The sequence below is a fragment of the Alteromonas sp. ABE4_545 genome (assembly GCF_056161325.1).
In genome coordinates this window covers 17,265-39,812 of the sequence record NZ_JBSWYY010000014.1, presented here as the reverse complement: position 1 = coordinate 39,812, position 22,548 = coordinate 17,265, and the positions used below count along the sequence as shown (strand labels likewise).

Below are 22,548 nucleotides of genomic sequence, written 5' to 3'. Positions count from 1 at the left end.
CAGGAAAAGCCGGCTAACCGGCTTTTCCATAAGAAGACAAATTATATTACTGATTAATGAGTCTAATGCCATAAATACCACCAGCGACAGAGCCTTCGGCAGCCTCGAATCGCAAACTCAGTGTTTTATTGGCTTTCATTTTATCGGTTAGTGGATAATCCACGTTATAAAAGTCTTCTTCACTTGTAGTCACAGGTAAAGACACATTCGCCAACACCTCACCGTTTATTTTGATAGCAAAGGTGCGATTCACATCACCTTTAAAATAAGTAATACGCAGGTGTTGCGCTGCTAAATCTGCATTTTTTAGCTGATATTCAAAATAGCCGGTAGCATCACGCCAATGCCAGCCGTTGTTCACGCCAGCGCGAGTGCCCTCGCCCTTAAAGTCATGCTCCACTTCCGGTTGCTGTTCTCCCGGCGTGATTTTATCAACGGTCATTGCCGCTAATGCTGCCTTTTCAGCTGCTTCCTGCTTTGCCTTAGCCACAAAGCTGTCAAAACCTTTGGCATCCAACTGTGGCCAGTACACTTGATAACGGCTGTCATGGAGTCGGAAAAAAGGAATAAGCGTAGTTTTCTCATTTTTATTAACCGGATCAGCAATAGCGACATGGTCGGTCACATCGAATACTAATTCGGCCCCACTTTCCCGCTGCAAAGAATCAATAAACGCTTGCGGTTTGCCTAACATAATCGGCAACGCCTCAGGCGGACAAACCGGCCCTGCGGCAATGTGCCCCATTCTGCTGTCGTCGGCAACAAAGTTAAGATGCTCATCTTTAAACGCCGTAACTTTTGTTGCCATAACCACCGGCCCATACAACACCGAATAGTAATTCTGACCGTCGGGTAATTGTTCTGTGGTCAACGCGGGTGTTAATGTGAAGCTCACTGTATCACCGCTTTGCCACGTACGCGCTATCTCAACGTAGCCATTAGCCGACTTGGCTGCTACCACCTCGCCATTTACAAGCACTTCAAGTGCGCTCGTTGACCAACTTGGTTCACGTACTTTCAATGTAAAATCAGCACTTTCATTGTCGGTTAGTACTTCAATATTCACATCATTAGCGTCGGGGAAGTTTGTGTCTTGAACCAGCACTACGCCTTTTTCAGCCCAATTCAGTTGCGCAGGCATAAATAGATTTACCGCGACACTGGTATCGTCATGGGAGTAAACGAGTTCACCGTACTTACTGTGGTTTTCAATGCCAGACCCAACACAGCACCACATCGAATCTTCAACTGAAGAATACATACGGTAATGGCCCGGACGCATAGAAGTAAAATACACTAAACCACCATGTTGTGGGTGCTGGCTTGAAAGAATGTGGTTGTAGGTAGCGCGTTCGTAAAAGTCTAAATAACGCATATCACCAGTGTGAAGGAACAACATTTTGCTCAACTTCATCATGTTATAAGTGTTGCACGTTTCCGGCCCTTCCACGTCTTCGATCATCGGCGTGAAGTCTTCGCTATCGTGGAAGTGCTCTCTCACACTGTTGCCACCAATCGACACTGAGCGATGCTGGGTCACGGTTTCCCAGAAAAACGTAGCCGCATCTTCCCACGCTTTGTCGTCGGTTTCTTCAGCGACTTTTAAAATACCAATAATTTTAGGAATTTGGGTATTGGCGTGCAGACCGGTCAGTTCGTCTTTGTGTTGAATTAACGGTTTCAATATACGTTGATGAGAGAACTGTCTCGCGAGTTTGATAAACCGCTCGTCGCCTGTAATTTCAGCAATATCAGCGAATACTTCATTTAACCCACCGTACTCTGAATACAACATTTGTTGAATCTGCTCGTCGGATAATTGCGCAGTGATATCCAGCATCCATTCGCCCAATTCAACCAACATGGTTTTGGCTTGCTCAATGTGAGCAATTTGGTAGGCGTCGCGCAAACCGTGAAAGATTTTATCGATGTTGTAGAGAGGCACCCAACGGTCATTCAAACTGAATAGGTCGGCTTTAATTTTACCTGCTTTTATCTCAGCCCACATGGCATTGCCGTTGGGGATGCCGCCTAAATAGCCATGGTTGGCCAGTTGTGCTTCGCGCAATTGATCAAGCATGTAATCTAATCGGTCTTTTAACGCCGTGTCGCCCGTTGCCGCCCACGCCAAACTCAAAGCACTGAGGTAGTGGCCACCTATATGACCGTCTAAGCCGCTGTTTTCCCAATTGCCGTAGGAGGCCGACTTAGGTTCTATGCCCGCTTCTCGCAAGTATGGTGCAAGTAAACGGTCTGGCTCCATCGCCAGTAAGTAGTTCACATTGGTTAATTGGGCATCTGCGAAAGGGCCATGAGCAATACGCACGTTACTCAGATCAAACAACGTTTGCTGATGCACCTGTTGAGTGTGCGTGGCCTTAGCCGGAGCTGTTACCGCCGTTCCCGCCTGTGATGTTTGTTGGCCTTCACTTTGTTGCTGGCTGCAACCAGATAGTGCCAGAATCACAGCACTCGCACATAATGTGGTACGTAAGAATGAGGTCGGTAATGTCATCGGCTAAACGGCTCCTAGTAAAGCTGAGGTATAACGCGGTTACACACACGCCACTAACATTAATAATCAGTGGCGTGAGATGTTAAGACTTATTCAGGTAAACGCTGCTCTTTCACCATGTTGTTGTAGTAGTTGTCAGAGATTTTATATTTAAACAATACAAAGCCTGTTAACGCATGGAACACGCCCGGAATGACAGTGAGCATCAAAGCTAACCCTGTAAGAGTAAAGTCTGACTGGGCGACATTGGGCTGATATTCGAAGAAGCTCAACAACAAGCCTCCTGTTAAGCCAGCTAAGCCTCCACCTGCTTTTTGACAGAATGAGATACCACCAAACGACAAACCTGAAGCTCTTACTTTGTCTTTCATTTCGCCATAGTCCACAGCTTCAGCAATGGCTGACCAGAATACAGGGGCGTGTAAATCAACCACAAAAGAAAGGAAAATATAAAAGATGAACGCCAATAGCACATCACCAGGTTGTACGAAGAAATACATCCCTACAGAGATAAGCAGAACTGCTATTTGTGAATAACGGAACAACTTGATTTTACAGTAGCGTTTTGTGATCCATGTACTCGCCACCATAGACACAATTGACGCTGCGATGCCGGCACTGGTGAAGGTGCCCGCTAAGTCAGGTACTTTCAAATAGTAGGTCGCGTAGTACATTGCCACACTGCCGCGAATCGCATAACCCAAAGTACCAAATACGCAGGCCGCACAAAGCAATAACCATTGGTCGTTTTTCAACAACACTTTAAGTTGTTCACCAATCCCCTGCTGTTCAACTTTGTGCTCCATACGCTCCTTGGTTTTAAAGAAGCAAAATAGCAACAAGCCGATACCACACAGAGAAACGAGAATCATCGCCATTTGGTAACCGTGAGCAATGTTATCGCCGCCCCACAATTTCGCTAACTCTGGTACAGACCATACAATCAGTACGTTGGCAATTTTGGCAAAGAACATTCGATATCCGTTTGCCGACAAGCGCTCTTTAGGGTCTGCCGTTAATACCCCGATATACGAAATATAAGGAATGGCCACGCCAGTAAACATCAACGTTGCTAGCAAGTATGTTGCATAAGCCCAAATCAATTTGGTTGCGTAATCAAAGTCGGGCGTAGTAAACAGCAGCACAATGGATACGCCATAAGGGACAGACAAAAACAAAAACCAATGTCGGAATTGCCCCCAACGCGTTTTCACTTTGTCAGTGATTACCCCCATCATCGGATCACTAAACGCATCAACAAAGCGAGCAACGAGGAAAAGTATCCCCATATCAACAGGGTCCAGACCGAAAATATCGGTATAGAAGAACGACATAAAGTAGAACAAGGCTGCCACCATGATATTGACCGCCATGTCGCCTGCGCCAAATCCTACTTTTTCCGTGACAGAGAGTTTTTGTGAAGTCATACCGCTTTAATCCGGTTCGCGAATACTCACCGCGTTATTGTTACGAAAGTACTCGAAATGTGAATGCTGCTTTTGTATTCTGCCAACGCTTGTTTTAAGCTTTGCTTTTGAATACATTTGCAAACCAAATGTTAACGGCAAATATACTATTATCATACCAATAATACTACAACAGTTTTTCCACCTATTTCTCTTCCCCTAGACATATCAATAGCTCGCTAAGATGAGCTTAAAAAATCCCTAAGAGAAAAAACAAAAAACCCCGACACAAGGTCGAGGTTTTTTTACATTTTACTCTAGCAACTTGTTACATTGAGTAACGTACACCCAGCGCGAATGTGCGGCTATAAAGCGCATTACCAAAGTTATAAACATCAGGGTACTGGTAATAGCTCTGATAGTACTCTTCCGTCAAGTTGGTGGCATCAAACGTTACCGTTAGGTTTTCAGTTACGTCGTAGCTCATTTGGAAATCCAAACTTTGCTCAGGCTTACGATATACACCAAGCGGGTTAGCAAACAATGCCGCTTCGTAGTTATTCAAGAAATCATCACGCCATACATAAGCTAAACGGGCGCTGTAGTTTTCTTTTTCGTAAATCAATACACCACTGTAAGACGTGTCTGAAACACCGAAGATAGGCTGTGGGATATAGCCGGTAATTTCACCTGTATTGTTGAACTGTGGAATATCTTGATTTGAATCCAACAAGGTCAAGCTTGCTTGAATACCAAAGCCATCAAGTACTGCTGGCAGTTCTTCAGGGAAGTAAACCGCGCCAAATTCCCAACCGTCTAGTACACCGTTTGACGTGTTACCCGGCGCTGAAAGAATGTAAGTACCCGCTTCAATATCGTCTGAGCCTTCGTAGTCAATGGCGATACGTGAAGCATAAACCAACCCTTCAATGTCACGGCGGAACCATGTGGCATAGATTGAGTTGCCTTCGCCAAAGTAGTATTCCAAGCTTAAGTCTAAATTTTGAGACTCAACGGGTGCAAGGTTAGAGTTACCACCAGCAGCAGTACCATATCCCACATCCGTCACATCTTCGTAATACTGAATCACTGAATTTAAGTCAGTAAAGTTAGGACGACGGATAGTTTCTGTGTAAGCAAAACGCGCCACTAGGTCATCAGTAATGTGATAGCGAGCTACCAAGCTTGGTAATAAAGTCCCTTCGCTTGCAGATGCTGAACTCTGCTCTACAGGGTTAGTGTTGATATCCCAGAAAGTCATGTCTGTGCTGACGTGCTCATAACGCAAGCCCATTTGACCATCTAGCAAACGACCGCCGATTTCAGTCGAGAAGTTACCTTCAACATAAGCGGCAAGCGTTGTTTCATCAATCTGGAACGTCTGTTGGAAGCTCTTCTTGGTTAAGCCGTACATTTCACGGAATTCATCTTGATTCGCGTAAATGTAGTGACCGTTTGCAACCGCCCATGACGATGGGAAATCTGCTTTACCGTCAAAGAAATCTTCAGTTAAGTAAACAAGACCAGGATCTAGGTCGCTAAGAGGCACACCTAAGAAACCATCTTGAGAAACGCGCTGGTGATCTTCAGCTCCGCGTTTGTCAGCGAAAATACCGAAGTTCACTTTCTCAAAGAAACCTGAATCTAAGGTATAATCAGCATCCACAGTTAATGTAAGCGCATCACCTGCACCACGACCACCGCTATCATAAAGCTGAGCCACATTCCAAAGCGCAGGGTCGGTCAAATCAGACTCGTCTATGTCTGTATCTGGATTGTCCCAGAATGACAAAGATGGGATGCCGTTACCTGCGTTGAAGTCAACGTCTAAACCGTAAGCAACACGGTCGGTACGCATAGCGAAGAACTCTGTTTCAAACTCTGAATCTTGATAATACAAGTCAGACTTAACGTGAAGGTTATCGGTAAGGTACCATTCCCCCGATAGTGCCAACATGTAAGTATCAGTTGAAGACTTAGTTAAGTCGCCCGAGTTAAAGCCGTAAGGTGCATTAACTTGGCGCTCTTTAATAATGTTGGTACCTTCGAACAATACTGGATCATTCAAACTACCCGCATCGCCCCACCAATCTACGAAGGTGAAGAACAATGAGTTAAAGCTCTCATTGCGATAGCCATTGTAAAACGCTTCAAAGGTATAGGTAGAGTCGGCATTCGGTGCCCACTGCAATGACACATTCACAGCTGGACGTTCGCGCTTACCAGTAAAGTCACTGGCGAATAAGGCATCACGACCCAAGTAATATTCGTCTTCTGTGCCGTTCAAATCTAGCGTAGAGCCAGCAGCAAACGGCAAACCAAGATCGAGACCAGGTGTCCAACACGATGATTCACATTCACCAGGAAAAATACGCTGCAGAGGTGTATAGTCCGCAAATTGGACAGCGCCATTTTCATCAATGTAACGGTACTGGGCAGACGGGTCAGTTCCTACAAATGGAATTACTGCACCAGGCGTAATGCTCTGGTCGCGATAGTTGGTGCGGGCGAATGAGAAGTTGACTAACGCACCGAATTCACCTTGCGAGGTGTCCCAGCGATCACTTAACAGCAAGCTTACGATAGGGTCGGTTTTATCCGCTTGCTCTTGGTAAATACCACGGGCAGCGAATACCACTTTGCTGTCTTCAAAATTGAAAGGTCGCTGAGTTTTGATATCAATTTGACCTGCAATACCACTGCCAATTTGAGATGCAGAGCGGGTTTTAAATACTTCAACAGATTCAAGCAGTGCAGCGGGAATGTCAGCAAGCGCAACGGCACGTCCATTCGAAGTAAACATGTTGCGGCCGTTTACTGTTGTGGTTACGTCAGTCAAACCACGAATCGTTACCGTGTTCACTTCACCTGCGCCACGGTCTGTAACCTGAATACCCGTCACACGTTGTAGTGCTTCCACAACGTTGTTATCGGGGAATTTACCAATGTCTTGTGCAACAATAGCATCAACAACTTGTAGATTTTGACGTTTGATATTCAATGCTTTGTTCAAGCTACCGCGAATACCAGAAACTTCAATTACTTCGACTTGTTCACTTTCAGCGTCCTGCGCAGGGGTTTCTTGCGCGTAGAGAAAAGGACTACCTAGCGCTAAAATAAGTGCACTCGCTAGCTGTGTTCGCTTAAACATGTGTGTTTATCTCCAGTTTTTATGTACTGGCGTGACGCTCTTTTTCCTGAGCTTTAGCCAGACTGCCTATTCCATCAACGCGTTTGTTAACAAGGTATTGCGTTAATGAACCGCTTTCTCTCTGCTGTTAATTTTTTGTTATTGTGGTTTAATCATATTGTATGATTATTTTACTGTCAACTAGTGTCAACAACTGTCAAAGCAGGATCAATTGGCAAATTGAGATAGATCAAAATAAAACCAACGTCTGAATTCCGTAATTTTATTAGAAATGATCATTACCCCTATTATCGGAGTTGATCTTTTATGCATTTAAAAACAAAGAGATAAGATTTAAAAAAGAAATGTGGCGTTATAGGGTTGATTAGAGGCAAAGCAAAATGAAAGAAAAGTACTACAATAATACCTATAGATAAAACTTTAGTTTATATGTAAATAAAATTGAAAAAGCTGGGTCATTTCACGTCATGAACCCAGCTTTTTATTAGATTGCATCAAGTTTACATGGTGTAACGTAAACCCAATGCGAAGGTTTGGCTGTAAACACCGGCTGAGAAGTTGTAAATATCCGGTTCTTGATAATAAGCACGGAAAATTTCGTCAGTCAGGTTCGTAGCATCAAACGTTACAGTCAGGTTGTCGTTTACGTGATATGAGAATTGGAAATCCAAGCTTTGCTCGGCAGCGCGATAGCGAGCGAGAGGGTTAGCAAAGATTGCCGCTTCGTTGTCATAGCGGAACGCATCGCGCCACACATAGGATAAACGCGCACCAAACTTCTCTTTTTCGTAGGCCAGCACCACACTGTATGATTCGTCTGATACACCAAACATCTCCACGGTGTCATAACCAACGGGATCAGGGTTAGTGGGGTCATCTTCATCATAAATAGGTAACTGCTGCGATGAATCGAGAATAGTGTAACTCGCCTGCACGCCTATACCGTCGAGATAACTTGGTAAGCCATCAGGAAAATACGTCATACCGATTTCAATCCCTTCTAGCTCACCATTAGATGAATTATCGGGTTTAGTCAGAATATGCAATAGCTCGCCAATTTCATCACCGTTATCATCTACATCGTCAGGGTAGTCATAGAACACTTCAGAACGAGAACTTACCACCAACCCTTCAATATCGCGCTTGAAGTAAGTCGCGTAAATGGCGTTACCTTCACCAAAGTAGTACTCCAATGACATATCAAAGTTACTAGATAGTACGGGTTGCAGATTCGGGTTACCCGACGAGGCGGTACCCGTACCCACTGAAGTTACCCCTTTGGAATAAGTGGTATAAGGGTTAAGCGCTCCAAAATCTGGACGGCGCATGGTTTCCGTATACGACAAACGGAACATGAAATCGTCTAAAAAGTTGTAACGAGCAATAAAAGTCGGCAACACTTCGCGACTGGTATTTTCACCCGAATCCACTTCGGCTATTTGGTTAGCCGCATCAACGCGATCAAACAAATAAGGCGTTTTCGCGTCGGTGTAACGCAAACCGAAGGTGCCGTCGAGAATACCAAAAGGGACCAAGTATTCGTATTTTGCTTGCGCATACAAATCAAGGGTTTTCTCTTCGGCCTCGAACGTACGACGCATCACCAAAGAAGGGCCGCCGGTAAGGTAATTATCAATCGGCTCCCCGTTTTCATCAATAAAGCCATACAACTCACGAAACTCGTCTTTGTTGTTGACCATATAGTCGATATTACCAATTAACCAACTACTTGGAAATTCAGCTCGGCCATCAAAGAAATTGGTGGTTTTGTCATAAAACGCCTCGGGCATGTCCGTCATAGGTATTTCATATTGACCAATATTGATGTTTGCACCTCGACTACGATTATTCGTTTCTCGAATTTCGTAGAACAAGCCAAAATTCACTTCAGTAATGCCTGCAAAATCTGTGTACCAGTCGGCGTCAACATACAAGGCATTCGATGTACCTTCGTCACGCGAGCCGTTGTCCCACGCTGGTCCCATCGAGTACAAACGAGGATCTAACAAGTTAGATTCATCAATATCCGCAGTGGCTGGGTTGTCGTGGAATGTCAGCCCAGCAACGCCTTCACCCGTATTAAAATCCACGGTCATTGCGTAATAGTCACGCAATAAGCGGACGGCAAAGAAGTCTGACGTAAACACACTGCGCTGAGAAACTAACTCAGCCCCTAGATGAAAGTTGTCAGCCAGATCCCATTCTCCGCCTAGCGCAAACATGTAAGTATCAGTTTGGCGCACATCAGCATCAGTGCTGTTGAAGTCGGTTTCCCACACACCGTAGCGAGGGTCGCCATCATACGTTGTGCGTTGTTTGACAATATTAGTGCCTTCATAAAACACAATATCATCGTCAAAATCGATATTGTAAGACGAGTCAGGGTAGCTAAAGAACAAGCTATTTCTCACCGTTTCACGATAACCATTATAGAAAGCTTCAAATACGTACTCAGACTTGTCATTCGGTGCGTATTGCAGTGAAATATTCAGCGCAGGACGTTCGCGAACACCTGATAAGTCACTTGCAAACACGGCATCCCGAGACAAGATATATTCGTTCTCGTAACCATTAGTATTGAGCGTTGAACCCGGCGCATAAGGCAAACCTTGTTCTAAACCCGGATCCCAATATGCTGAATTAATACGTTCGTACGCCGGAAATTCGCCCTGATTACCAAAACGGTCGACCCCTTGCCCCTCTGGAGAGGCATTGAAATAAGGGAATACCGCCCCTGCAGTAATGCCTTGGTCGCGCCAGTTAGTTTTTGCGTAGGCGATATTCACCAAAGCACCGAATTTACCTTTGTCGGTCTCCCATATATTACTCGCCATAGCGCTAATATTTGGGTCTACGGTACCTTCTTGGTCCGAGTAAATTCCACGTGCCGCGACGGCAAATTTGGCACCCTCAAAATTAAACGGGCGGTTAGTAATAACATCTACCTGACCGGCAATACCACTGGGTAGCTTGTCTGCCGAACGAGCTTTGTAAACATCAACACGGTTAATTAACGACGCTGGCGTATCGGCCATGGTATAAAATCGGCCTGTAGAAATGTACATCTGACGACCGTTTACCGTAGTCGTAATATCAGTTAAACCACGAATAGAAAGTGTACCCACTTCCCCTCTATCCCTGTTTGTTACCTGAACACCAGGCACACGCTGTAGGGCTTCAATCACGTTGTTATCGGGGAACTTACCGATATCTTCTGCGACGATAGAGTCAACAACTTCAATTTTTTCGCGTTTGATATCAATTGCTTTTGCTAAACTGCCTCGAATACCAGATACCTCTATCACTTCAACGGCACCGTCTTCGGTTACTTCTTGGGTATACGCGTTCCAACTTGTTGCAAAGAGTGCAGAAGTAATCGCTGCACTTAATAAGGTGGGTTTAAACATAGTGTTCTCCCAAATTCCTTTGTTGAGCTCGATGCATCCGCACCGAGCATTCAATCTTTTGTTATTACCGAGCCAAATCACTCGGCACCGGTTTTATTGATTGCCTTCCGCATAAAGCGTTTGAACATCGTCGCCTGACAGTGGATCGTCATAAATCACTAACTCATCCATCAAGCCGTTAAAGTTCGCATCCCATGGGAATAGGTTGGTCGCAAGCGCAAACCCTGAGTTAGCACCCGCCGATGTAAACACATCAGGGAAATTACTCATGTTGGCCACTTGTACCCCATTGAGGTAGGCAGTAAACACACCTTCGTTTACAACAAACACTAGGTGTGACCACTCGCCAGACGGAATTTGTTCGCCCACAGTGCCATCAAACCAAGCTTCGCCCGACCACAACATGGTGTCACCGGTCGCTCCGAAAGGTACTACACTGATCCAGCTGTTACTTGCTGCGTAGCCGAAGAAAGCGGTAGTGAACTGGGTTTTCTCGGTTGGGTTCAACCACATTGCCACCGAGTAGCTGAAGTCGGTTATCAAACCATCTGGCAACTTAACTCCTGGGCCAGCATCACCAAGGAACTGAATCGCTTTCCCTACAGCACCATCGGTATAAGTTAGCATTGCATCAGACGGTGTAATGAGTGGGATCTCAGCCGTTTTATCAGCAGGCTCACCCGCACCAAAGTTACCCGTGCTGTCTTCAACATTGTCTTCGAAGCTAAAGCGTGCAACCGGTGACGGAGGCGTTTTAGAAATAACCGTAGCGACAAAGCTTTTATCAACACTTTGACCTGCCAGTGAAATGGTCGCGGTTAACGTAACAGTTGCATCTGCTTCACCACGTGCAGGGCGGGTCACCACACCCGTCGCAGGGTCGATTACCGTGCTGTCACTCGACGTCCAACTCAACGACGACGCAAATGGTCCTGTGTAAGGTAATGCGAGGTTATCAATAACAAAGTCTACATTTCCTAGAGACAAGTCAGCTTCCGCGATAGCTATTAAGTCTTCGGCAGCTAAGCGATCCACATCCAATGCTTTGATTTCGGCAGCAGAAAGCGCTTCGTCATAGATTTTCAGCTCATCAAATTGCGCAACGAGAGCTGGGTCCCAGTAGTTCAGGCCAAGTGTAATGACCGCATCTTCAGGCTTAAAGGAGTGCATATCTTCTAAACCAGACACGCTACCGACTAACTCGCCGTCATAGAAAATTTCTACATAACCGTCGTTAACTGAGTAAGCTACATGATGCCATTCAGCAACTGGATAAGGTATTACACTGGTTGTTGCGTCTAACCACGGCCAAGAGCCATCTTCCTCAAGCCAATGTGACCACATCATCAAACCGCCATTCCAACTGTGCGGTAAGAAACTCTGCCATCTGTCAGCGGAATGCGCTGAGAAAAACGCAGGACGGAAAGCCCAGCTTTCAACTTGATTCAACCAGAACGACACTGTGTACTGATAGCTATCAATCATGTCGTTTGGCATCAACACACCAAATGAACCGTCAAGGTTAACCGCTTGATTGACGATACCTTCTGCAAATGAAGCACTGGCTGCAGTCCCCGTGATGTCGGCTGCGGGTACACCATCAGCGTAGTTATTCAAGGTATCAGACAAATGGTTATCGAAGCTGTAGTAAGCGGTTCTGTTGTAGGTTGAGCGTGCAACCACCAGCACATCTTTGGTGATAGACAGAGTTTGCCCTTTTAACAACACGTCTGCTGTTAAGGTGACAACTTGGTCGCCTTCTTCCACATTAGGGCGTGTCACTTTACCTTCGCTGTTAACATAAGTCGGCTTGCTAGAAGACCAAGTGAGTGTTGCACCACGCGCACCAATTGTGGTGAATGACAGATCTTTTTTCACATTCAACAATTGGGTTGGGTCAACCGGGTTAGCAAACGCCTCATCAATAGCTGCGCCAATATCATCAACCACATCGGCAACGGTTTTCTCTGGCAGTTTAGCGGCAATCAGGCTTTCACCAGCACTGCTCATACCAGAAATCACCACTTCAAATCGTTGATCTTCAACGTTCCATTGCCACTGCGCCACACCTTCATAGGTAGTGTCGTCATCAATACTGATACGAATGCGATTCGGTGAATCTGCGTAAAGCTTGTAACTCCCCGAAGCTTGACCTTCAACAAAGCGACCTTGGCTGGTTAACGTGACATACAGTGAGGTATGTTCATCACCATTAGAGTCGTTGCTTTGCAGAATTAATCGATAGTCACCTGCGATGTCGCCTGCGTCGACTTGGTTGTCACCGTCAATCGGTGCGTAGCGGTGTGGAGATGTGACCAACCATCCGTCATTATTGACCCACATTTCATGTACCCGAACCGCGTGGGCTTCGGCGTTGTCGTAGCGCCCTTCCTCAACAGGGAATCGCGTGTGGGTAAAGAGTAGATGTTTACCTAAAGCTTCATCATAAATAGCAGAACTGTGGCCAGGCGCGTTATAGCCATAAACGGAAGAACTGTCACCAAATGAAGCAGTCCAAAGATGGCTACCTAATAGTTTATTACCGTAGTTATTGGCAACAGTCGCATCCACCATGTCGTTGCCGGCAGCATCGAGATAAGGCCCCTCTGGGCTCTTAGAACGTGCAACACGTATGTTATAGCCACCATCAGCAGCAAAGCCGGCATTTGACCAGAACAAATAGTAGTAATCACTTTCAGGACTGTAGATTACATAGCTGCCCTCAATGGCGTTGTAGTCGCCACCAACAAGGTGCGTACCATAACCTTGACCCGCTTCGGGCATGCCGGTCTCTTCATCCATAGCAAGAATAAAAATACCACCAGAATAAGAACCGTAAACCATCCATAAATTGCCGTCTTTATCGTAAAACGCAGCGGGATCGATGGCGTTAGGGTGTACGGCAGGGTTGTAAGCTTCTACGCCTTCTACGGGATAGGTGTCTAACTCACCATCGCGATAACCCGAACGCAAAAAAAGACCTTCGTTTACGTAAGGCCCTTCCACACTCTCCGATGAAGCAACCCCCATGTAAGAACGATGCCAGCACACTTCGTCCACTTCCGGCGTGTTTGGATTGTCTTGTGCACAGTGATTGTAATAGAACCAAAACTCACCGCTTGGCGCTTGAATAACGTCCGACGCCCAACTTCCAGCAAAATTATCGGTCCATTCAATACCTTCCGCAAATTCAGAAGAGTAGGTATTAAACAAAGGAGATTCATCAACTGCATTGTTGGCAGACAGTGTGGAAATATACTCCCAGTTCATCAGGTCGGTCGACTTAGCGGCAGCCAAGTGAGAACCGAATAGATAGTAGGTACCGTCGACTTTAACGATAGATGGGTCGTGAACCCCAATATCGTTGTATTGGCTACTGTCACTAATAGAAGATACAGGGTCCGCAGAAGTAGAATTTTCAACAACTGTAAACGTGGGTGGTGGAGTGCCATCATCTCCCGCACCACCACAACCGTAAACAGCTAAAATTCCACTCGCGATGAGTGTGGTTTTAAGTTTCATGTTGGTGTGCCTCGTTATAGTAATCACGGCTTTTGCAGTAGTACTCATGAACACTCAACAACACATGTTCATATTTCAGTTACAAAATCCGCCATTTAGTAATACAATAGTATTTATCTAAATATTTACTATATATTTACACGCAGACAATTATTAATACAATATTAACATACAACAAATTTACAACATTTTTGTCTAACATATAGTCAAAGGTGAAGAAAGAATCTTATAAGTTATTGTTTTTATGAATTTTGAGACGCTATTTACGAATAATTCTTTTTTAGGCATTTGTTAAAATTTATTTACTAAGATATGAGGAATCAAGATGATCAAAACCTTAGTGACCACTGCCGCATTGGCTTTCAGTTTCACCGCAGCGGCGAGTAATCCTATTATCACCGATGCATTCACTGCCGACCCAGCAGCCATGGTTCATGACGGTAAAGTGTTCCTTTACACCGGCCACGACGAAGCTCCTAACAACGATGTATTTTTCCAAATGCATGATTGGTTATTGTATACCTCTACCGATATGGTGAATTGGGAACCACATGGCCCAATCATGAAAGCCACTGACTTTAAATGGGCCAAAGGCGACGCTTGGGCGTCACATATGATCGAGCGAGATGGCAAGTTCTACTTCTTTACCACGGTGCGTCACGATGAAACCAAGCCTGGTTTTGCAATTGGTGTAGCCGTGTCAGACTCTCCTTACGGTCCATTTAAAGATGCCATTGGTAAAGCACTAGTCACCGATGATATGACCAAGCAAACCCCGAATGATTGGGACGATATCGACCCAGCCATTTTTATTGAAGAAAACGGTGATGCATACATGTTCTTTGGCAACTTGATGCCTAAGTACGTCAAGCTCAAAGACAACATGATTGAACTGGATGGTGAAATAAAAACCATTGATGTGCCTAACTACACAGAAGCGTCATGGGTACACAAAAAGGGTGACAACTACTACTTGTCATACGCATGCGAATTCCCTGAAAAAATCTGTTATGCAATGAGTAAGAGTATTCATGGCCCTTGGGAATACAAAGGGATCTTGAACGAGATTGCCGGTAACAGTGAGACTAACCACCAGTCGATTATTGAATTCAAAGACAAAAGTTACTTTATTTACCACACCGGCGGTATGCCGCCGAAAGATGGTCAACCGAGTGGCGGCCGCTTCCGTCGTTCAGTTGCTGTCGACGACTTGATTTACAATGAAGATGGCACCTTAAAGCGTGTCATCATGACCACCGAAGGAATTCAAACTCCAGCAAAATAATAAGGAAAGAGCATGAAAAAAGCAGCCATCTGGGCGCTGATAGCATCGTCATTGACCATGACATCAGCGTGTGCCGACCAGCACGATGTGACCATTGAAGCCGATTTGTCAGCCACTGGGCCAACCATCAATAAGGATATTTACGGTCAATTTGCCGAACACCTGGGCAGAGGGATTTATGAAGGTATTTATGTAGGGAAAGACTCGTCTATTCCCAACACGAAAGGCTTTCGAAATGATGTACTCAACGCCTTGCGCGACATACAAGTTCCCCTTGTCCGCTGGCCGGGAGGCTGCTTTGCTGATGAATATCATTGGCGAGACGGTATTGGTTCTCAAGACCAACGCCCCGTTAAAGTTAATACACACTGGGGCGGTGTAGAAGAAACCAATGCTGTGGGTACCCATGAATTTTTCGATTTTGTAGAACTGCTCGGCGCAGATGCCTATATCAATGGAAATTTAGGCAGTGGCAGTGTACAAGAAATGGCTGAGTGGGTTGAGTACATGACGTCTGATAAAAACTCAACTCTGGCCAACGAACGTCGTAAAAATGGTAGAGAAGAGCCCTTTGATATCGCTTATTTCGGTATTGGTAATGAGTCTTGGGGTTGTGGCGGTAACATGCGCCCTCAGTACTATGTAGACCTCTATCGCCAGTACGCCACCTTTATCAAAACCCCACCGGGTAAACGTCCTAAGCTGGTAGCCAGCGGCGGCCACACTGAAGATACCGAATGGACAGACGTACTCAGTGCCAATATTAAGGGTAACATTGACGGAATCAGCTACCACTTTTACACCTTACCCACCAGCAATTGGGAGCATAAAGGTCACGCCACCGAATTTGACGAATCGATGTGGTTTTCTACCCTAGAGCGTACTATGCGGATGGAAAAGTACATTCACGACAACGTCGCCAAACTGGATAAAAACGATCCTGAAGGCAAGGTTGGCTTTTACGTGGATGAATGGGGCACCTGGTATGACCCTGAGCCGGACCGTGAACCGGGCTTTTTGTATCAACAAAATACCTTGCGTGATGCGGTAGTAACAGCGGTGAATTTCAACATCTTTCACGAATATGCTGAACGCGTTCACATGACAAACATTGCGCAAATGGTGAATGTGTTGCAGGCCATGGTATTAACCGACAAAGAAAAAATGCTGCTTACACCCACTTATCACGTGTATGGCATGTATAAGGTTTTTCAAGACGCCACGGCAATTCCCTTTACTCTCACGGCCGACGACTACACAGAGGGTGAACAATCGCTTCCCTCGGTAACTGGCTCATTAGCTGTAGGTAAAGACGGGAAAACCTACTTGGCACTGGTTAACTTAGACCCGAGCGAATCGGCTGATGTGTCTTTTACCTTCAAAAACGGTGATTTCACCCAAGGTGTGGGCCAACTCCTTACTGCGGATGAAATCACAGCGAAAAACACCTTTGATGCCCCCGCTGTAGTAAAACCCACGCCGTTTACCACAAGTCTCGATGACTTCACGTTACCGGCCAAATCAATCGTGGTGGTTGCTTTGCAATAACAAAAGCCGTTTTTACCAATATCAAAAAGGGAGTGCTAACACTCCCTTTTTTGATACTAATACATGTGAGTAGCAGCTTACTTGCGGATATTACAGCCCTTAACGGCATAGAAGAAAATAAAGCCGTATAGCGGTACCATCATAAAATACGCATTCATGATACCCACTACTTCTGCCAACAATCCGAATACCATTGGCAGTACAGCTCCGCCTGCAATCCCCATAATTAATAACGCAGAGCCGCGTTCGGTAAACTTGCCCAAACCTTCAAGTGCAAGGGGCCACACTGCTGGCCATACAATCGCATTGGCCAAACCTAACAAGGCAACTAACGCAACCGGGTCGGGTAATGTCGTGATCCCCATCCATCCCCATATAATAGAAGACACGACGTCACTTTCTGCATTTGATAGCGGGATAGCAATAGACAAAACCACACCAAGAATGGCAGAAATAGACAGCATTTGATGTTGTGAAATCACTCGTGGAATTAAGGCCAGCCCCAATAAGTAGCCAATAACCATAAAGAACATGGTGTATTTGGTCAGCGAAATCGCGCCTTCCATACCAAGCTTCGACCCTAATAAGCCAATGGTATCGCCCGCGATCACTTCAACACCTACATAACAAAACAAGGTAGCAACACCCAACATTAAGTGTGGGAATTGAGTGATAGACAAATTATCGCTGCTCGACAACGCCGCATTTTCTTCAGATAGATCCAGCTCAGGTAACCCTGAATGACGTAGGCCAAACGCCAGCACTAATAATGCGATAGCCATACCCAAATAAGGCATGATTAAGCTGTCTGCTAATGCGTCTATTTGAAGTTGACGAGCATCAGGGGCTAACGCCGCTACACTTTGTGCGGTTACGCCTTCAAATTGCTGCATAACCAGCACACCAAATAAAACAGGTGCACACCAGCCTGCGCCCTTGTTCAATAACCCCATAATTGAAATACGCGCGGCAGCACTCTCAGCGGGACCAACTTTCACTAAATAAGGGTTCGATGCAGTTTGCAGAATAGTCAGGCCTGAACCCACTACGAATTGGGCAAGGATAAACACACTAAACCACTGAGTTTCTGCTGCGGGGATAAACAATAAACACCCCACCGCAATCATCACCAAGCCGAGTGACATGGCATTGCGATAGCCAACCAGATTCAGCACATAACTCATCGGCAGCGCCATCACTACATAGGCTATGTAAAACGCAAAGGCGATCAACATGGCTTGCAAATCAGATAAGTCACAGACGATTTGTAAAAACGGGATCAATGCACCATTGAGCCAAGTAATAAAACCAAAGATAAAAAATAGCGTGCCGATTATAGCTAAAGGCAGCCAAGTCGATTGAGGCTTTGCACCGGTTGCGGTATTCATAGTTCCACTCCTGCTTGTTATTGTTGTTGTCCTTTAATCCAACATTGACGAATATCGAGCTTTTCATCAAGTTGTAAAAAGCTTGCATCACTCCCGGGTATCAAGCAACCCAAAGTGTGGCTTAACCCTAAAAATCCTGCTGGTGTTCTTGCCGCCATTTTTAATGTATCGGCGAGTGACACGCCCAAATCAACATGAGTATGCTTTACAGCTTCAATCATGGTTAGCGACGAGCCTGCCAAGGTGCCATTCTCCAACGTCAACTTGTTGCCTTCACGCGTGACTTTTGCCCCTAAATAATCAAATTCCACAATATCACTGGCGGCGTGTGCCATGGCATCGGTTACTAGCATTACTCGGCTTGTGCCCATGGTTTTTATTGCGATTGCTGCCGATGCTGGATGCACATGTAAATGGTCTACTATGAGCCCAGCGTAGGCTTTGTCGTGATACAAAGCTGCGCCAACCATACCCGGCGCTCGACTTTGTAAACCTGACATGGCGTTATATAAGTGAGTAAAACCTTTAGCCCCTGCCGACAAGGCAGCGTTTGCCGTTTCAAAGTCGGCATTCGAGTGCCCCAAGCTAACAATAACTCCCGCATCAACAAGGCTGCGGATATCTTCTGGTGAAACATTCTCTGGCGCTAGTGTTACCATCACTTGCCCCAAATCCTGACGTAAGAAAAGGGCTTTTTCTGCTTCACCCAGTGGGCGAATGTGGGCGGCACTATGCATACCTTTTTTCGCTTGGCTCAAATGGGGGCCTTCGAAATGCACGCCAACAATTTGTGCAATGGCCTGATTGTGAATAGCCGCCGCAATGGCATCAGCACCTTGTTGCATCTTTTCGATGTCGTCAGTGATCAGTGTTGGTAACAGTGCCGTCGTGCCAAAACCACTATGAGCATCGGCCATGGTTTTAAGTGTGTCGAAGGTAGGCGCAAGATTGAATTGAACGCCACCTCCGCCATTCACTTGAACATCAACAAAACCAGGACACACCAAACCATCTAAAGATTGACAACCCGACGCATCAGCGCCGATGTCTAAACTAACCACTCGCCCATGCTCAACACTTAGCCTTACGTTGTTGTGCAGTACAGAGCCATCAAATAAGGTTTCGCAAAAATAGTGCTGCATCTCTTCACCTATACGGTTTCAGTGACTTTCTTTAAGCCTTGTGGACTGTCGGGGTCGAGGCCCATTTCCACAGCAATTTTTTCAATATCCAGATAAAAGCGCTGCATAATCAACAGCGGGATAAGTCGCGGTGACAAAGACACTTGGTTAAACGCCATTGTCACCACCTGCCCGCCGCGTCGCTGAATTTCATCAATCTGGCCTTGGTGATGTGCGAGGGTTTCATCAGGAATCGATAAATCTATCGACTTCACACCGCGATTAAGCAATGAAATAGGCCCGTGTAAAAACTCTGCACTACTGAACGCTTCAGCTTGAATACCGCACACCTCTTTCATTTTAAGTGCAACTTCTCGTGCAATGGCGTAACCAAAGCTGCGCCCAAGTACAACGCAGTGCCCGACTCCCGCTAACGACGCTGGCGTTAGCTGTGCTTCATCTGCAATTACAGCATCGAGCGCCGCAGGCAGTGCCTGAATGCTGGACATCAGCGTTTCGTCGCCTTTCCAATATGCCACCATGGTTGCCAAACTCGATAGTGTCGCTAGGTAACTTTTGGTCGCGGCTACCGCTATTTCAGGGCCTGCCTTTAATGGTACAAACACATCCACGTCATCGGCGAGCGGCGAGGTTTCATCGTTGACAAAAGCCACGGTCATGGCGCCAGCTTTTTTCGCCATTGCTACCTGAGCGAGAATATCGGGGCTGCGGCCAGATTGAGAAATGACTATCACCAGCGCTTTATCGAGCTTCAACGTTTGCTGAAATACCGAGCTCACCGACGGCGCAGCGTGACAAACGGGAATGCCCAACTCTACTTCAATCAAGTAGCGGCCGTATACACCCGCATGGTCAGACGTACCACGCCCAATCATATACACAAAAGACGGAGAGAAAGCGCGTATTTTGTCGGCAAGTTGTTCAAAGGTTGCCACGTTTTCGCTTAATTGACGCTGGATAATAGCAGGCGTTTCTCTGGCTTCACGTGCCATTAGTGTTTGTTGTGTCATGATTACCTCATAAATTTCTGTTTCGCCAACGCCACTGCTCCAAATTCAGGAGAGCACAACGGTGACTTTAAAAGTCGCTTCACATCATCAGGCAATACGTTGATGTAAGGCTTAGCCAAACCACCAATCATCGAGACTCGTGCAGGCTCTAATTTCACTAGTTGCAGTAACACGCGGTGCACATAGTGCACGGCTTCATCAACAATGCGTTTGGCATGACTGTCTCCCTCTTGTGATAGCGTAAGCACCAGAGGAGCAAGTACGGCATAATCACCCGGTTTGAAGTGCAGCGCTTTTGCCACTACATCTGCACTGGTTGCGCAATCAAGGGCCGCCAACACACGCGCTGATAATTGCGTTTGTGGTAATAAACCGTCGGCCATTTCTAGTGCTGTCGACAATGCTCGCCAGCCTAGCCAAGCTCCTGAAGCTTTGTCACCCAGAGGGAAACCATGGCCACCCAGAGTAGAAATTTTGCCGTTGACCAGAGCAAAAGCAGAGCTGCCTGTTCCCGTAATAAGAATTGCCCCTTCGTTACCGCCGTGTGCGCCTACGCAGGCAATATGCAGGTCGGTGGTCACATCTAAATTGGCAAACGGATGATTCCACTCCATCACAGGAGTGCGATAAGCCGGAATATTTGCCCCAGCCAGGCCCATCACTGCATGGCATTGACTGATCATGGTTGCCGGTAAAGAGGCCGAAACTAAAGCTTTAACACTCGCATCAGTGATAGATTCAAATGCTTGAACGGCATTTTGCGCGGGGTTAGCAGGGCCGGACAGCCCTTCTCCCAGTAACTCGCCATTTTGGTCTTCCAACCGGACTTTGCATTTTGTACCACCGCCATCAATACCCAAGAAAAGCTGTTGTGAATGCGTTCGTGAATACTTTTGTGCGTGCTCTTGTGACAATCCCACTGCGTAACCTCTATGTTGAGTGGACGATGCTCGCCCACCTTTTTACTTAAATCTTGACGAAAATTTGCTTTTTAAACATGACCCAAATAGGCAGTAGGCACAGGCCGATAAAGCAAATAATCCATACTGTTGCGCTAATAAACTCACTCATGCCTGCCGCTAAACTCCACTGCACATAAGCGCCGTGAATCGATTCGCCGCCAAACACTTCAGCGTCGAGTAACTTTTCCAACGCCACGTGCAGCACATAAGCAGTAATGGCGTTAGCACCGAACACCTGAGCAATATAAGTGCCTCTTCGCTCGCCACGAATGTCGGTGTACCAAAGCAAAAAGGCTAAAATCATGCTGCCAATACCTGAGGTAACCAACACAAATGAGCTCGACCAAATCTGCTTGATCATGGGGAACCCCAAGCTCCAGATACAACCCAATGCAAATGCACCAAAGCCCAGGAGGAATAAATACATAACGGTGTCGTTAAGCGATTTAGCCTGAATAATGATGCGGGCCATTAGCATGCCAAAAACACCAGAAACAATGGCTGGGAATGTGCTTAGTAAGCCTTCAGGGTCCCAATCACCACGCCACAACATGCCCGGCATAAATTGGTCGAACCAATTAATAATGTTTTGACCGCGTTCTAGATGCCCAGCAGGTAGGCCTGGTGCAGGCACGAGTAATACAAACAACCAGTAGCCAACAAGTAAGCCAATGCTTATTTTCACCCACTGACGGGGAGAGGCGTAAAGCGCTAGTACACAACAAGCGAGGTACACTAATGCAATACGTTGAAGTACGCCGAGAATTCGCACCTGTTCAAAATGGGTGTACATGAGGTTAACCACGAGTCCCAATCCAAACAGTATCAAGGTGCGCTTTAGCGCTTTGCGAAGCGCTGTTGATTTATCAAATGATTCTGATTGCGCGTTTTTAAAACCCAACCCAACAGCAACGCCCACGATCAGAATAAAAAATGGAAAAACCAAATCGGCGAAATTCACCCCCTCCCAGTAAGCGTGTGAAAACTCCCCGTAGGTGTTCGGGCTATTCACCATAATCATGAAAATGATGGTAAGCCCACGAAATACATCTAGAGAGAACAGTCTCGAATTTTTATTATTGGCCATGCTTTGCTACCTGCTTTGCCCGCTTGTATAAATTTCGTTCTTTTACGTTACTTTCTTATTGTCAACGTTGTCAACAACTACTTTAAATAATATCCAAAGTTGTATTTTGAGCACTTGACTACAGC

12 protein-coding genes are annotated in these 22,548 nt (G+C 46.0%); 2 read left to right on the top strand and 10 right to left on the bottom strand.

Going from position 1 to position 22,548, the window contains the following annotated elements; genetic code table 11:
• Positions 1 to 46 precede the first annotated feature (46 nt).
• From ACXAH6_RS13300 to ACXAH6_RS13280, 5 genes are all read right to left on the bottom strand, one after another.
• Positions 47 to 2,515, bottom strand: coding sequence for a beta-L-arabinofuranosidase domain-containing protein (locus ACXAH6_RS13300; protein WP_474877548.1), 2,469 nt, complete (start codon positions 2,513 to 2,515; stop codon positions 47 to 49).
• Positions 2,516 to 2,604: 89 nt separating this feature from the next.
• On the bottom strand, positions 2,605 to 3,942 hold the full coding sequence (locus tag ACXAH6_RS13295) for an MFS transporter (protein WP_474877547.1): 1,338 nt from the start codon (positions 3,940 to 3,942) through the stop codon (positions 2,605 to 2,607).
• A 307-nt stretch (positions 3,943 to 4,249) separates the two neighbouring features.
• Positions 4,250 to 7,072, bottom strand: coding sequence for a TonB-dependent receptor (locus ACXAH6_RS13290; protein WP_474877545.1), 2,823 nt, complete (start codon positions 7,070 to 7,072; stop codon positions 4,250 to 4,252).
• 500 nt (positions 7,073 to 7,572) lie between these two features.
• A complete protein-coding gene (locus tag ACXAH6_RS13285; protein WP_474877544.1) occupies positions 7,573 to 10,479 on the bottom strand; it encodes a TonB-dependent receptor in 2,907 nt (968 codons plus the stop codon).
• Positions 10,480 to 10,572: 93 nt separating this feature from the next.
• On the bottom strand, positions 10,573 to 14,001 hold the full coding sequence (locus tag ACXAH6_RS13280; RefSeq protein WP_474877543.1) for a LamG-like jellyroll fold domain-containing protein: 3,429 nt from the start codon (positions 13,999 to 14,001) through the stop codon (positions 10,573 to 10,575).
• Between the two features lie 325 nt (positions 14,002 to 14,326).
• Between ACXAH6_RS13280 and ACXAH6_RS13275 the strand changes: the two genes are divergently transcribed.
• Positions 14,327 to 15,286 carry a glycoside hydrolase family 43 protein gene (locus ACXAH6_RS13275; protein ID WP_474877541.1) on the top strand — a complete coding sequence of 320 codons (960 nt, stop codon included), beginning with the start codon at positions 14,327 to 14,329 and terminating at the stop codon, positions 15,284 to 15,286.
• A gap of 12 nt (positions 15,287 to 15,298) precedes the next feature.
• On the top strand, positions 15,299 to 16,834 hold the full coding sequence (locus tag ACXAH6_RS13270) for an alpha-N-arabinofuranosidase (protein WP_474877540.1): 1,536 nt from the start codon (positions 15,299 to 15,301) through the stop codon (positions 16,832 to 16,834).
• A gap of 77 nt (positions 16,835 to 16,911) precedes the next feature.
• Here the strand turns inward: ACXAH6_RS13270 and ACXAH6_RS13265 are convergent, their stop codons facing one another.
• Genes ACXAH6_RS13265 through ACXAH6_RS13245 form a run of 5 tightly spaced genes read right to left on the bottom strand, consistent with a single transcriptional unit; the run spans position 16,912 to position 22,423 of the window.
• Complete coding sequence (locus ACXAH6_RS13265; protein WP_474877539.1) at positions 16,912 to 18,222, bottom strand: sugar MFS transporter; 1,311 nt, start codon at positions 18,220 to 18,222, stop codon at positions 16,912 to 16,914.
• Positions 18,223 to 18,239: 17 nt separating this feature from the next.
• Positions 18,240 to 19,364, bottom strand: coding sequence for an N-acetylglucosamine-6-phosphate deacetylase (nagA, locus tag ACXAH6_RS13260; protein WP_474877537.1), 1,125 nt, complete (start codon positions 19,362 to 19,364; stop codon positions 18,240 to 18,242).
• A gap of 8 nt (positions 19,365 to 19,372) precedes the next feature.
• Positions 19,373 to 20,374, bottom strand: coding sequence for a glucosamine-6-phosphate deaminase NagB-II (gene nagB-II, locus ACXAH6_RS13255; protein ID WP_474877535.1), 1,002 nt, complete (start codon positions 20,372 to 20,374; stop codon positions 19,373 to 19,375).
• Positions 20,375 to 20,376: 2 nt separating this feature from the next.
• Complete coding sequence (locus ACXAH6_RS13250) at positions 20,377 to 21,294, bottom strand: glucosamine kinase nucleotide-binding domain-containing protein (protein ID WP_474877533.1); 918 nt, start codon at positions 21,292 to 21,294, stop codon at positions 20,377 to 20,379.
• 46 nt (positions 21,295 to 21,340) lie between these two features.
• Entirely contained in the window at positions 21,341 to 22,423 is a 1,083-nt protein-coding gene (locus ACXAH6_RS13245) for an acyltransferase family protein (protein ID WP_474877531.1), read from the bottom strand.
• Between the last annotated feature and the right edge of the window lie 125 nt (positions 22,424 to 22,548).